Genomic DNA, 14,467 nt, shown 5'->3' on the forward strand with positions numbered 1-14,467 from the left:
AAAATGAGCGAATATTTATCAATTCAACACATTCAAAAACAGTTTGATGCATTTACAGCGTTAAAAGATATTTCTTTTACTGTGAACAAAAATGAGTTTGTTTGTTTATTAGGCCCAAGTGGTTGTGGGAAAACGACGTTGCTTCGCATTTTAGCGGGACTAGAGGAACCAACGACTGGCAGTATAGCTGTGAATGGAAAAGATATTACAGCATTGCCTCCTGGAAAGAGAAACTTCGGAATGGTTTTCCAATCGTATGCTTTATTTCCGAATTTAACAGCACTTGAAAATATTGAATACGGCTTAAAGACAAAAAAATATGGGAAAGCAGAAGTGAAAGAGAAAGCGCTAGATGCGTTAAAACTTGTAGATTTGCTGAATGTAAAAGATAAATATCCTGCTCAAATGTCTGGTGGACAACAGCAGCGAGTAGCACTTGCACGTGCGCTCGCTCTGTCTCCAGATATTTTGTTACTCGATGAGCCGTTATCAGCTTTAGATGCAAAAGTGCGTGAAAAATTACGTAGAGAAATGCGTGATTTGCAAGAGGAAATAGGAATAACGACGATTATGGTAACGCATGATCAAGAAGAGGCATTAACGATGGCTGATAAAATTGTTGTAATGAATCATGCGGAAATTATGCAGATTGGAACACCAGAGGAGATTTATCAAAGACCAGCCAATCCGTTTGTGGCAGATTTTATTGGTTCTATTAATTTCTTTTCGAAAAATAACGAAGAACATGCAATTCGTCCTGAACATGTAACAATTGTACAAAAGGAAGGTATTAAAACAGTTGTGGAAAGTATGGAATTTCGCGGATCCGTATATCGGACGGAAGTGCGAGTCATAGAAGAAAACACACACCTTTATAATGAGAAAATTGTAGTGGATATATTAGCATCAGAAGTAGAAGCAACCGCTATTAGAAAAGGAAAGCCGATTCAAATCTCTTTCTCAGAAAATCATATGTTGTCATATGGAAAGAAGGTCATTGTATAGATGGAGATGTTAGAAAACTATAAGGTAGAAAGTACGAAAAAAAAGATTAAGAGAAGTATTGGGAAAGAGGAATGGATCCAAAGGCTCGTAATTATCGGTATGATCCTTTCCTTCCTTATCATACTTGTATTGCCGCTATTACAAATATTTACACAAGCTTTTTATAATAAAGATGGAGTTTTCATTGGTTTAGCGAATTTCAGTAAATATTTCACAACACCAACTTTAGTTCAGTCTTTACAAAATACAGTATGGATTTCGGGCGCAACAACAATTATTTCAGTTGCAATCGCATTCGTTTACGCATATGCAATTGCCCGTACGAATGTTTTTGGAAAGCGTGTATTTCAGTATGTAGCGTTATTACCATTGTTCGCACCAACGATGATGCACGGTATAGCACTTACATATTTATTTGGTAATCAAGGGCTAGTAACGAAAGGGATGTTTGGGTTATTTGAAGGTATACAAATCCCTTTATATGGACCAGTAGGAATTGTAATAGCTGAAGTTATGTACACATTTCCGCAAGCATTTCTTATATTGCTAATTGCCTTTCAAGGATCTGATTATCGATTATATGAAGCTTCTAATATGTTAGGGGCGAGTAAAACAAAGCAATTTTTCACGGTTACTTTACCTAGTGTAAAGTACGGATTAATTAGTGCAATGTTTGTTGTGTTTACACTTAGTTTTACTGATTTTGGGGCACCAAAAATTGTTGGTGGGCAATATAATGTGCTTGCTACTGACGTATACAAACAAGTAATTGGACAGCAAAATATGCCGATGGGTGCAACTGTCGGAATGATTTTATTAATCCCAGCTATATTCGCATTTGTAGTTGATCGTATTACGCAAAGAAAGCAGGCGAATTTCTTATCTTCAAAAGCAGTACCATACAGAATAATAGCTAATAAGAAAAGAGATGTAATCTCATTCATATATTGTAGTGTAATTACACTTATGATCATTCTATTATTTGTTGCAGTTGGTATTGCTGCAAGTGTGAAAGTATGGCCATATAATATGAGTTTTACATTTGAGCATTTTAATTTTTCGAGTTTAACAGGAGATGGACTTGAAGCATTTAAAAATAGCGTAATTGTTTCAGCAGTTACAGCAGTTATTGGGGCGATTTTAACATTTGTATTCGCATATGCAATTGAGAAAATAGACCAGCTACAATTTTTTAGAAAAACAGGTTACTTTTTCTCTATAGTGCCGTTAGCGATACCAGGTTTAGTACTCGGATTAGGATATGTCTTTTTCTTTAGTCAACCAACGATTCAAATTCTGGGACTATCAGTAACGAATCCGTTTCATTCTTTATACGGAACAATCGCTGTGTTAGTACTAGTAAATATCATTCATTTTTATTCTGTAACATTTGTCACGGCAACGACTGCCTTAAAGAAATTAGACCGAGAGTTTGAGCTTGTTTCGCAGTCAATGGGTATTCCGTTTTATAAAACATTCTTTAGAGTAACAGTACCAATGTGTTTACCAGCAATTTTAGAAATGGTGATGTACTACTTCGTAAATTCGATGGTAACTGTGTCAGCAGTTGTATTCTTATATGCAGCTGATTTTAAACTAGCTGCCGTATCAATCGTAAATATGGATGATGCAGGAAATGTAGCGCCAGCAGCTGCAATGAGTGTACTTATTGTTATTACAAATATTGTAGTGAGAGTTGTATATGAATGGGGAACGAAAGCACTTCGTAACCGAACTTCGCAATGGCAAAAAAGATAAATAAGAAGGGTGATGGACAGAATGAAAATTGAAGCAGTTATTTTTGATTGGGCAGGTACGACAGTTGATTACGGATGTTTTGCACCACTAGAAGTATTCATGAAGATTTTTCATAAACGCGGCGTTGAAATTACAGTAGAAGAAGCACGTAAGCCAATGGGATTATTAAAAATAGATCATGTAAGGGCACTAACAGAAATGCCTCGTATTGCGGATGAGTGGAAGCGTGTCTTCGGTCAATTACCAACAGAAGTAGACATTCATGAGATGTATGAAGAGTTTGAAGAAATTCTCTTTTCTATTTTGCCAAGTTATGCTACGCCGATTGAGGGGGTAAAAGAAGTAATCGCTTCTTTACGTGAGAGAGGCATTAAAATCGGTTCAACAACTGGTTATACGAGAGAAATGATGGATATTGTTGCAAAGGAAGCAGCGTTACAAGGATATAAACCTGATTTTCTTGTTACGCCAGATGATGTTCCAGCAGGCCGTCCATATCCATGGATGTGCTATAAAAATGCAATGGAACTTGATGTGTATCCGATGAATCATATGATAAAAGTAGGGGACACAGTATCAGATATGAAAGAAGGTAGAAATGCTGGAATGTGGACAGTTGGCGTAATTCTTGGAAGTAGTGAGCTCGGTTTAACGGAAGAGGAAGTGGAGAGTATGGATTCGGTAGAGCTTCGTGAAAAAATAGAAGTAGTTCGTAATCGGTTTGTTGAAAATGGGGCTCATTTTACGATTGAAACGATGCAGGAGCTCGAAAATATAATAGAACATATCGAGAAACAAGAACTAATTATTTCATAAAAGGGGCACTGGATCATGAATGAAAATCACTATTTATTATTAACACCAGGACCATTAACGACAACAAAATCAGTAAAAGAAGTTATGCTATACGATTGGTGTACGTGGGATGTTGAATATAATACGATGGTGCAAGAAGTAAGAGCTAAACTTGTATCGTTAGCGACGAAGGAAGAAGAGAAATATACAACAGTGTTAATGCAAGGAAGCGGTACGTTTTCAGTTGAAGCAGTAATTGGTTCTGTTATTCCGGCAAATGGGAAGCTTCTCGTTTGTACAAATGGTGCGTACGGTAAGCGCATCGTGCAAATGGCAGAGATGTTACAGATTGATGTAGTGGTCAGTCAAACAGAAGAGTGGGAACCTACTAATATTGTAGAAGTAGAAAAGTTATTGCAAGAAGATAAAGAGATTACGCATATTGCAGTTGTTCATTGTGAAACAACGACAGGTATTATAAATCCAATTGTAGATGTATGTAAATTAGGAAAGCAGTATGGAAAGGTTACAATTGTTGATGCGATGAGTAGTTTCGGCGGGATTGAAATAGACATTGCTGATTTACAAATTGATTTTTTAATTAGTAGTGCAAATAAGTGTATTCAAGGGGTTCCTGGATTCGGATTTGTAATCGCAAAACGTGATGAATTATTGAAGTGTAAAGGAAAAGGACGTTCTTTATCTCTTGATTTATATGATCAATGGGAAACGATGGAAAAACAAAATGGGAAATGGCGTTTTACTTCACCTACACATGTTGTACATGCTTTTTATCAAGCACTACTTGAACTAGAAAAAGAGGGGGGAGTGAGAGCGCGTTACAATCGATATTACAACAATCAAAAACTACTAGTGAATAGAATGGGAGAAATCGGATTTAAGCCACTAGTAGATGAGAAATATCAATCTCCTATTATTACATCTTTCATTTATCCAAAAGAGGGGTTCGAGTTTCAACAGTTATATAACGAATTAAAGCGTTATGGATTTGTTATTTACCCTGGAAAAATTTCGAAAGTAGATACGTTTCGCATTGGAAATATCGGTGATGTACATGAAGAAGATATTAATCGCTTAGTTGATAGTATTGCTAAAGGAGCTGTTATTGGATGAAAGTATTTTGCTTAGGTGGAGCAGGTAAAATTTGTCGTGAAGCTATTTTGGATTTAGTTCAATTTTCATCTTTTGAGACGATTACAGTAGCTGATTTTAACGAGGAAGAGGGCCGTAAAGTAGTAGAATGGCTCAACGATCCTCGTGTTGATTTTGTAAAAGTAGATGTAACGAATCACGAGGATACGGTTGCAAAAATGATTGGTTATGACATTGTAATGGACGGTACGACGATAAAGCTAAACGGATTGTCGACCCGCTGTATTGCAGAAGCAGGGTGTCACGGTGTGAACTTAAATGGATTTGGTGAAGAAAATGAATCGCATGCTATATTTGTTCAAAACGAAAAAACATGTTTACCTGGATTTGGCATGACGCCAGGTGTAACGCAAATGATGGCAATGCATGCAGCAAATCAACTGGATACTGTAGATACGATCCGCGTAAGTCACGGTTCGTATCGTCCGATTGCTTTTTCTGCATCAATTACAGAGACAACGACATATGAATATGATCCACATTTACCATCGCGTACAGTGTATGAAGATGGTGAATTTAAGCAAGTACTTCCGTTTGCGCGTCCAAGAGAAATAGAATTGCCAGCGCCTTATGGTAAGACAACGCAGTATATAATCCCGCATTCTGAAACAATTACGTTAGCAAAGGCACTAGAAAATAAAGGTATCAAACTGATAGAGACGAGAGGAACTTGGCCAAAGCAAAATATGCAACTTGTACATGCTTTATATGATTACGGCATATTGCGTAATGATCAGATTGAAATAAATGGGAAAGAAATTGGTATTATGGATTGTATTTCGCAGTATTTATTACAATCGAAAGAAGGACAAGAAACAGAGGTTTATGGTTATGCACTTCATGTAGAAGTAATAGGTATGAAAAATAATGAGAAGCAAAGACATGTATTATATCATACACATCCGTTATCTGATGGCTCTGTTGTAGGATGGGAAAAATTAAGAGCTTATACGAGAAACGTAGGTATTCCATTTGGGATTGCTGCAGAGTTAATTGCAAATGGAAATGTAAATAGGGTGGGTGTTGTTACGCCTGAAGAAGCTTTTGAAAATCCACAATTGATTTTTGATGAGCTAGCAAAGCGCGGTATTCATATTCATGAAAAAGTTTCTGCTTATAAAGAAAATTACAACCTTGTATAAATAAGGAAGTTTATGAGGGAGATATAAATGAGGTGAAGCTATGTCTGTAGTAGGAGAAGAAAGAAAGCGAACCATTCTTGAAAAGGTAGAATTTAAAGGGAAAGTAAAGGTTTCAGAATTAGCTAGAGAATTTGCTGTATCAACAGAAACGATTCGTCGATATTTAGAAGAATTAGATCGTGAAAAGAAGTTGAAAAAAGTGTATGGTGGAGCTGTTCAACTTCCAGGCGCTGGGGTAGAGGCACCAATGTTAGAAAGAGAAATGCTACATATAGAAGAGAAGAAAAGAATTGGTTATAAAGCAGCGACATTTGTAGAAGATGGTGATGTCATTGCAATTGATGATGGAAGTACACCGCTTCAAATGGTTCCATACCTTGTTCATCGTAAAAACTTAACGATTGTAACAAGTTCATTTCCAGTCGCAACACAATTAATTTCTTCTATTAATAAAAAGATGTTTCACGGTGAAGTTTTATTTATAGGTGGAAAAGTATCTCCAAAGCATTCGCGTGTATCAGGGTCTATTTCTCAGCAAGTAATACAGCAATTCCATTTTCATAAAGCGTTCGTTTCGATTGATGGGCTATTACCTAGTTTTGGAGTTTCCAGCTTTGAATTAGAGAAAGCGAAATTGTCAGAGGCGATGATGAAATTAGCTGAGAAAACATATATTTTATGTGATCATACGAAGGTAGGCGTGAAAGGGAATTATCGTATAGCAGCATTTTCACGTATTCAACATGTAATTTGTGATAAAAAAATGCCATATAGTTTTGAAGAAGAACTTATGAAGCATAATATTCAGTGGACAGTTTGTTAAATACAGTGAAAGTACCTAAACTCCCGCCTAATTTTTAGGAGGGAGTTTTATTGTCTGTAAATCGTAAAATAAAAGATTTGCATTTATGCAAAAAGTGGACACATTTTCTCATCTCTTTCATATAATTTACCAATACAAAAAAAGTTGGTCGAAGGAAAGAAGGGAGAACATGTCAGAACGAATATATAATAAACTTGTATTGTACGCGAATATTTTGCAAAAAATCGGTGTCATCAATGAGAAGGAAAAAAGTGAAATTCTTCATACGATAGGTAAAAAAGCCCTTTGAATAAAGGGCTTTTTATTATTTATCTTTAAAAATATAAATTTAATGTAATATTCTCATTGACAATGATAATGAGATTCATTATCATTTATTTGTGGATAATTGATAAGTATTATCAATTATAAAAATTATATATGATAGGGGATATTATTTTGAAAAAAAATTATATGAAGGCGCTAGTAGTAGCGACAACATTAGCAATTCCATTTGCTACGTACTCTACTCCAGCATTAGCAGCACTAAAAGTTGAAGCAAATCAATCGGTAGCAGCAGCGAGTGATCGCACGTATGATACTGAGATTAAAATATATAAGGATCAAAAAGACGAGCCATCTATGGTTTCTCAATATATAAAAGATCCTAAAGTAACAATTGCAGCTGGCAAAAAAATTGTCACTGTAACAATGCAAGATAGCGATTATTTTCAATATCTTAGAATAGAAGATAGAAACCAGCCTGGTGTATTTCATGATGTGAAAGTTTTGTCAGAAGATAAGAGGAAGAATGGAACGAAAGTAGTTCAATTTGAAATTGGCGAGTTTGAGAAGAAGCACAATATGCAAATGCATATACTTATTCCAGCTATTGGATATGATCACAAATATCAAGTTCAATTTGAAATTAAAGATCCAACTGTAGGTAACAAAGAAACAGAGAAACCAGATAATAACTCTAATTCAGGCAATACGGAAACGGATAATCCAGTTGATAATCAAAACATGATAACAGATAACAAATTAAGAGAACTTGTTAATAAAAAAGTATTTAATAGAAAAGATTTAAATACACCAATTACGAAAGAAGAGTTATTACAAGTAAAGGATTTGTTTTTAAATACAAACGAGATACTTGATTATAGTGCATTAAAATATATGCCAAATTTAAAATCTTTAACAGTTGCGAATGCAAAGATAAAAGATCCGTCGTTCTTTGCGAACCTAAAGCAATTAAATCATTTAGCTTTGCGTGGTAATGAGTTTTCAGATGTAACGCCACTTGTTAAGATGAATAATTTAGAGTCTCTTGATTTAAGTAATAATAAAATTACAAATGTTGCACCACTAACTGAAATGAAAAATGTAAAAACTTTATATCTATCAGGCAACCAAATAGAAGATGTAACAGCATTAGCGAAAATGGAACAACTAGATTACTTGAATTTAGCAAATAATAAAATTAAGAACGTTGCTCCATTAAGTGCTTTAAAAAATGTAACATACTTAACTTTAGCAGGTAATCAAATTGAAGATATTAAACCGTTATATTCATTACCTTTAAAAGATTTAGTATTAACGCGTAATAATGTTAAAGATTTATCGGGTATTGATCAAATGAATCAATTAAATAAATTATTTGTCGGGAAAAATCAAATTAAAGATGTGACACCACTTGCTAAAATGACTCAGCTTACAGAATTAGATTTACCCAATAATGAATTAAAAGATATTACTCCATTATCAAGTCTAGTAAACTTACAAAAGCTTGATTTAGAAGCGAATTATATTACAGACTTATCACCAGTGAGCAATTTGAAAAAATTAGTATTTCTAAGTTTTGTTGCAAATGAAATCCGTGATGTCCGACCAGTTATAGAACTAAGTAAGACGGCTTATATCAATGTCCAAAACCAAAAAGTATTTTTAGAGGAAACAGAAGTAAATAAAGAAGTAAAAGTACCTATATATGAAAAAGATGGTGAGATTTCTACGAAAATTCGTCTGAAGAGCGATAACGGTACGTATAGTAATGGTGTAGTGAAATGGAGTACACCAGGTGAGAAAGTATATGAATTTGGTGTGAAAGATCCATTTGCGGATACAGGAATCTTCTTTACAGGGTCTGTTATTCAAAATGTAGTAGAAAGTAAAGACGGTAATACATCTAAAGAAGATGAGAAAACAGAAGTGGTAGAATTTAAAGATGTACCAAAGGGACATTGGTCAGAAGAAGCAATTAATTACTTAGCGAAAGAAAAGTTATTTATAGGCTATGGAAATGGTGAATTTGGATTTGGTGATAACATTACTCGTGGACAAGTAGCTCTTCTAATACAAAGGTATTTAAAATTAGAAAATAATCTAGAACCAAAAACGGCATTTACAGATACGAAAGGAAATATGTATGAAACGGCTATTGATGCAGTGGTTCAAGCTGGTATTATGACAGGGTATGGAAATGATATATTCCGTCCAGATGGAGTATTAACTCGATATGAAATGTCAGTAGTACTACAAAGAGTATTTCAGTTAAAAGAAAATGAAAATAGTGCAGAGAATTTCAAAGATATACCAAATGGCCATTGGGCGAAAGGATATGTGAAAGCTCTAGTAGATAATAAAATATCAAAAGGTGACGGGGAAGGGAATTTTTTAGGAGATAATTTCGTAACACGTGAACAATATGCACAGTTTTTGTATAATGCAATAAAGAAATAAAGTGAAACTTTAATCAGTGGGGGTTTTGTTCATCCCCCACTGATTATTAGCCCTCACCAATCGGGCTTTTACGGGCAGAGCCCGATCCCCGCCTAACTTCTTTGCTTTCGCTGCATTTTGAGGTGGGGGTCTTACTGCCTAGCAAATAGCGGGATAAAAAGTGAGGAAAATGCACTATTCTTTAATTAAAGAATAGTGCATTTTTTTATGTACAAAATGAAATAGGCAATAGATAGGAGTATAGACATATGAATAGCCTATTTTAAAGAAGAACCGCGAAACTATATTGACAAAAAAGCATTCTCATGTGATAATTCAATTAAATTTTTAGAATAATCAAAAAATATTCCTTTTACATAGAAAGGATTCGAACCTTATATGAATATTATGCCGGGGGTGACGAAATGTTATTTTTTCTGAAGAAATGGAATGAATTAAAAGATGTGAAATCTGAATTGGCACTTCGTGATTGGTTTTATGGTACCAAAATTAGTTTGTCGCTATGTACGTCAAAAGAGCCGTTAACATTTTTAGTAAATGTTGAGGGAAGAGATAAAGGGCTATTTTCGGAAGAAGATTTTATTGTCGTAAATTGCATGTGCGAGTCAGTATTTGAAAATGAAGAAAAACCAGCTGCAGAGTCATTTATGCATGCGGATATTTATAAAAAAAGTAGTGCAGGATGTATTTTACAAGTGCAGACTGTAGATAGTCATTTAATATCAGAGTTATATGGAGAAGAAGGAGAAGTAACGTTCGATAAACGCAGTGTGGAACGTGTTTTCGGAAAAGAAGGTATAACAGAAATGACCATTCCAATTGTAGAAGATGAAAAAAAATTCGCTGATTTATTAGAAAGCAATGTTCCGAATTTCATTGAAGGTGGAGGAGTAGTTCTTGTTCATAATTACGGCATGATTGTGTGGGGAAAAACGCCAGAAGAAGCGAAAAAATGGCTAGAGGGTATAGAATATTTAATGAACTATCATGTGAAATTATTAATGATTAAGGGCGCAAGAAGCTCTGTTATATAAAAATGAATGTGATATGGCCACAAGTTAATAAATAAATGAAAGCGTTTTAAAAATAATTTCACTCATAAAATATAGGTCTCCTTATTATATATAGATTACATGTTGACATGTAAGGAGGAACATATTTTGCGAGTTAAATATCATTTTCTGCCAAAGCAGCAAGTAACATTTTGCAAAATAAATGATTCTGGTGAAGAGGCACTGCAAACGATGAACAAAACGGGATTTCGAGCCATCCCGGTATTAGCAGAAGATGAGAAGAAATTCACGGGGATTATTTATAAAGTAGATTTATTAGAAAAAAAATGCAATAGCGGATTAGAGCATGTAAGTGCAGGAGATATACTTGACAATTCCAATGCATTTATTTTTGAAAAGGATTCCTTCTTCAGAGCCTTTTATGTGATTCGTCGGCTTCCGTTTTTAGCCGTGCTAAATGATTATAATGAATTTGTCGGTATGTTAACGCATTCGAATATATTTGATGTTATTGAAGATTCATTTGGTATGCGGACAGGTGGTTATATATTAACAATTGCAACACAAGATTGTAAAGGAACGATTAAAGAGCTTGGGACATTGTTAAAAGCATATAATATCGGTGGGTTGTTTACACTCGATAACGGTGATCAATATATCCGCCGCGTTATTGTAAATATATCAGATGAGTTAGATGAAACAAGATTAAAGCAATTAATCGGAAAAATAGAGAAAAAAGGATTCAGAGTGAGTCATGTAGATTATATTTAAGTTAAAAAGAAAAGTACCTATCTGTTATATATAGATAGGTACTTTTCTTTGTGAGTAATAAACTTTATTTTGAAACAGGAGGCGGGGATAATGCTAGATCAGATAAAAAAATAAAGTCTGCATGCTCACGAATTTTAGGGATAGAAGTTTCAATAACGCGTGATGTAATTTCACCTGGGGGGCCCACATGCCCGATAGCTACCATAATAGGTTTTTCTTGAATTTTTTTGATGAGTAATTGGGCTTGTTTTGAAATATGTCCTGCTGTATACACATCATCAAAAAATAGTTGGTTTTCAATAATAGGAACTCCTAATTCTTTTCCGATTTTTGGGACGACACTATTAGGATTAGTTTTACTATCTAAGTAAAATAAACCGTGTTTTTTACAAGCAGCAAGTATAAGGCGAACAATTCTTTCATCCGCTGTTACTTTTGACCCCATATGATTGTTCATTCCAATTGCATGCGGAACTTCTTGAATCGCTTGTTCAAGTCGGTTGTTTATTTCTTCATCGCTTAAATCGGTTGTAATTGCTTTCGGTCCAAGCCATTCTTTTTTACCTTTAATAGGTTCCATTGGCATATGTATAATAACTTCATGGCCTTTTTTATGGGCGGCTATTGCATCTTCTTTTGTGGAAGGAAGAAAAGGCATAACAGCAACAGTGAGCGGAATGGGAAGTGATAACATTTGATTAGTCCCCTTCATATTATTGCCGAAATCATCAATGACAATAGCAACTTTATTTGTATGAGCATTTGCTTGAATAGGAAATAAGAAGGACGGTAAAAACAAAACAATGATGAACAATGTAATCGTATATTTTCGCATATAAATATTTCCTTTCTATTGTTATCCCGCTATTTGTGGGTAGTAAGACTCCCACCTCAACATTGGGCTGGATAGGTGGGAGATTCACTGCCTATAAACGCACGATTGGTGAATGCTAATAATCAGTGGGGCTGAACAAAAAACACTGATTAAAGTTTCACTTTATCAATCATCATTATGTTTTGCTTTTTTATATAAATTAAACAAAAAATGTCGAAGAAAAGTAGGTGGAAAATTAAGAATCCCCGGTTTACGTAGAATTTGTAAAAAAAGAAGATGAAAAAAATGTCTATTATTGCGAATGTATTTACAAAGATAGAATAATTTGTAATAATTCTCAAAGTGAGGGTAAAGATTTGTAAATTACAGGGAGAAAATGTTAAAATTTCTGATTCTTCAAATTTGTATATGATTAAGTAGTTAAAAAGGTCAATGGAGAAGTGAAGTTGAGAGCATGGAAGTATAATAAGGGGGATATGGATGTTTACTGTAAAAAGGAAGTACACATTAGAAAAGCTTTCACGTGATATTCATATGAAACGTGAAGAAATGATTCAACTAGGATTAACAAGTGGGCTAAATAGTAGGGAGACAATTCAAGTTAGTCAAGAATTGGACAAGCTTATTTTACAATATCAGTGTTATAAAGAAAAACAAACACCGAAATGGTTTTCAATTATAAAAATACCAATTTTCCAAATCGGGTATGAAGGAAAATCAAATAATTTTTGGCGAATGCTTGTCGCTGGTTTTATGAAATAAGTATAATTGCCCTTATAGGATAAGGATAATTATACTATGTGTAACGGAATTTCGATATGAACTGTCGTTCCTTCGTTTTCTGTACTGTCAATAAAAATATGCCCATTATACATCTCTACAATTCGTTTACATATGACAAGTCCAAGACCTGTTCCAGTATCTTTATTAGTAAAGAACGGATGAAAGAGGTGTTTTTGAATATGTTGCGGAATCCCTTTTCCAGTATCTGTAATCTGTAATTGTGCGTGTGTTTCATTGTTTTTTACTACAATGGTTAGTGTATCACTAGAAGTCATGGCCTCAATTGCATTTTTTGTAATGTTTAAAACCACTTGTTTCATATGGTCTTTCGAACAACGGATATGAACAGGATGGTCTGGCAAATGTAAATGGAATACAATGTTATGTAAATTCGCCTCAGATTGAATAATTAATGCTACCTCATTTAGAATTGTTCTTACGTCATATGTTTGTTCGATGATGGCGGTTGGCTTGCCGAGAATAAGAAATTCACTTACAATTTCATTGATTCGCTCTATTTCTTGTTCAATTACGGAAAAGTAGAACTGATCTTGTTCATCTTTATATTTCTCTTTTAATAGAGCGACGAGTCCTTTAATTCCAGTAAGAGGATTACGGATTTCGTGTGCTGTACTTGCTGCAAAAGTTCCAACTAATTCAATTTTCTGTAGTTCATTTTGTTGTCTTTCAAGTTTTGTTTGACGTTTTAACAACATATATTGAGCAAGTAAAAATAAAATAGACATTAAAAATAAAGTAGCGATACACTCTATTGCAACCCACTGGTATAAGTTTTTTTGATGAATAGGTAATGGTGAAACAGAGACCTTCCAATTTAATCTTTGGAGTGGAGTAGTAAGCATATTAGAATGCGTATCACTTGTGTCATTATTATCATCGGTTAGAAAAACTACATCATGTTTATCAGTTACCTCAAAATGGTATTGTGGTTTAATGGCATTTAAAGAAGATGAAATGTAATCAAAGCGTAAACTAGCTAATAATAATCCTGAGAGCTCCTTCTGTTTATTGAATATGGGGGCAGCAATCATAATAGCTTTATGTCCAAGAACGCGATCAGTAATGACTGATGATACAGTGGTTTTTTTAGTTTGTAGCACGTCTTGAATATATTTACGGTCTGAAACATCTACGGGCTTTGATTCATCTTCAGATGCGATTGTAATGACCCCTTTTGGTGTAGCGTAATATAGACCAGAAAAGCGTGCATCGTTTCCATCTGTATCATGTACAATTTGTTTAATGCCATTTATATTACCAGTCTCGGTGCCTACAACTTTTGCAAGCATGTCTAAAGCAGAAATTGCTTCACCAAGATGATGATCTAAATAATCTCTATATAAAAAGAGAACTGTATGAGCGGATAATTTGTTTTCCTGTTTCATTTTATATGTATGATACGAATAAAATGTAGCACCAATCCCTATTGTCGGTAGGATAACAAGCAATATATATATAATTATGCTTTGGAATTTGACTTTCAAATGTGGTACTCCTTCTTTTTTTATTATCATTATATATAAACTATGTTAAAATTGTCATGTTTTTATTCAAGAATGATTCTTAATATATTAGGGGAGAGGAAATGGATGAGTGAATGCTCATTCGGAATTCACATGAAGTATGA

General features: G+C 34.3%; 12 protein-coding genes. 10 read left to right on the forward strand and 2 right to left on the reverse strand.

Going from position 1 to position 14,467, the window contains the following annotated elements; translation table 11 throughout:
• Positions 1–3 precede the first annotated feature (3 nt).
• The 9 genes from CN409_RS12370 (at position 4) to cbpA (ending at position 11,201) form a co-directional block, all read left to right on the forward strand.
• Entirely contained in the window at positions 4–1,005 is a 1,002-nt protein-coding gene (locus CN409_RS12370) for a putative 2-aminoethylphosphonate ABC transporter ATP-binding protein (protein ID WP_000006195.1), read from the forward strand.
• On the forward strand, positions 1,006–2,763 hold the full coding sequence (locus CN409_RS12375) for a putative 2-aminoethylphosphonate ABC transporter permease subunit (RefSeq protein WP_000425527.1): 1,758 nt from the start codon (positions 1,006–1,008) through the stop codon (positions 2,761–2,763).
• 21 nt (positions 2,764–2,784) lie between these two features.
• Positions 2,785–3,579 carry a phosphonoacetaldehyde hydrolase gene (gene phnX / locus CN409_RS12380; protein ID WP_000687386.1) on the forward strand — a complete coding sequence of 265 codons (795 nt, stop codon included), beginning with the start codon at positions 2,785–2,787 and terminating at the stop codon, positions 3,577–3,579.
• 15 nt (positions 3,580–3,594) lie between these two features.
• A complete protein-coding gene (phnW, locus tag CN409_RS12385) occupies positions 3,595–4,692 on the forward strand; it encodes a 2-aminoethylphosphonate--pyruvate transaminase (protein ID WP_001004779.1) in 1,098 nt (365 codons plus the stop codon).
• On the forward strand, positions 4,689–5,873 hold the full coding sequence (locus tag CN409_RS12390; protein ID WP_000862157.1) for a saccharopine dehydrogenase family protein: 1,185 nt from the start codon (positions 4,689–4,691) through the stop codon (positions 5,871–5,873). Before phnW ends, CN409_RS12390 begins: the two co-directional genes overlap by 4 nt.
• 40 nt (positions 5,874–5,913) lie before the next feature.
• Positions 5,914–6,696, forward strand: a complete 783-nt coding sequence (locus tag CN409_RS12395; protein ID WP_000117666.1) for a DeoR/GlpR family DNA-binding transcription regulator — start codon at positions 5,914–5,916, stop codon at positions 6,694–6,696.
• A gap of 438 nt (positions 6,697–7,134) precedes the next feature.
• Complete coding sequence (locus CN409_RS12405; protein ID WP_103577946.1) at positions 7,135–9,417, forward strand: NEAT domain-containing leucine-rich repeat protein; 2,283 nt, start codon at positions 7,135–7,137, stop codon at positions 9,415–9,417.
• Between the two features lie 404 nt (positions 9,418–9,821).
• The gene (locus tag CN409_RS12410; RefSeq protein WP_000896006.1) at positions 9,822–10,451 is read left to right on the forward strand and encodes a class II aldolase/adducin family protein; all 630 of its coding nucleotides are present in this window, start codon (positions 9,822–9,824) and stop codon (positions 10,449–10,451) included.
• A 126-nt stretch (positions 10,452–10,577) separates the two neighbouring features.
• Entirely contained in the window at positions 10,578–11,201 is a 624-nt protein-coding gene (cbpA, locus tag CN409_RS12415) for a cyclic di-AMP binding protein CbpA (RefSeq protein WP_001264213.1), read from the forward strand.
• A gap of 64 nt (positions 11,202–11,265) precedes the next feature.
• On the opposite strand, the gene CN409_RS12420 is transcribed toward cbpA, so the two are convergent.
• Entirely contained in the window at positions 11,266–12,036 is a 771-nt protein-coding gene (locus CN409_RS12420) for a divergent polysaccharide deacetylase family protein (protein WP_001234134.1), read from the reverse strand.
• A gap of 480 nt (positions 12,037–12,516) precedes the next feature.
• Here CN409_RS12420 and CN409_RS12425 point away from each other — a divergent pair, with 480 nt between their 5' ends.
• Positions 12,517–12,798 (forward strand): aspartyl-phosphate phosphatase Spo0E family protein, encoded by a 282-nt coding sequence (locus tag CN409_RS12425; protein WP_000495536.1) that lies wholly within the window; start codon positions 12,517–12,519, stop codon positions 12,796–12,798.
• A 29-nt stretch (positions 12,799–12,827) separates the two neighbouring features.
• On the opposite strand, the gene CN409_RS12430 is transcribed toward CN409_RS12425, so the two are convergent.
• A complete protein-coding gene (locus tag CN409_RS12430) occupies positions 12,828–14,324 on the reverse strand; it encodes a DUF3149 domain-containing protein (RefSeq protein WP_000865060.1) in 1,497 nt (498 codons plus the stop codon).
• Between the last annotated feature and the right edge of the window lie 143 nt (positions 14,325–14,467).

It is taken from the genome of Bacillus sp. AFS012607, assembly GCF_002558005.1.
In the GTDB taxonomy this organism is placed as follows: domain Bacteria; phylum Bacillota; class Bacilli; order Bacillales; family Bacillaceae_G; genus Bacillus_A; species Bacillus_A thuringiensis_S.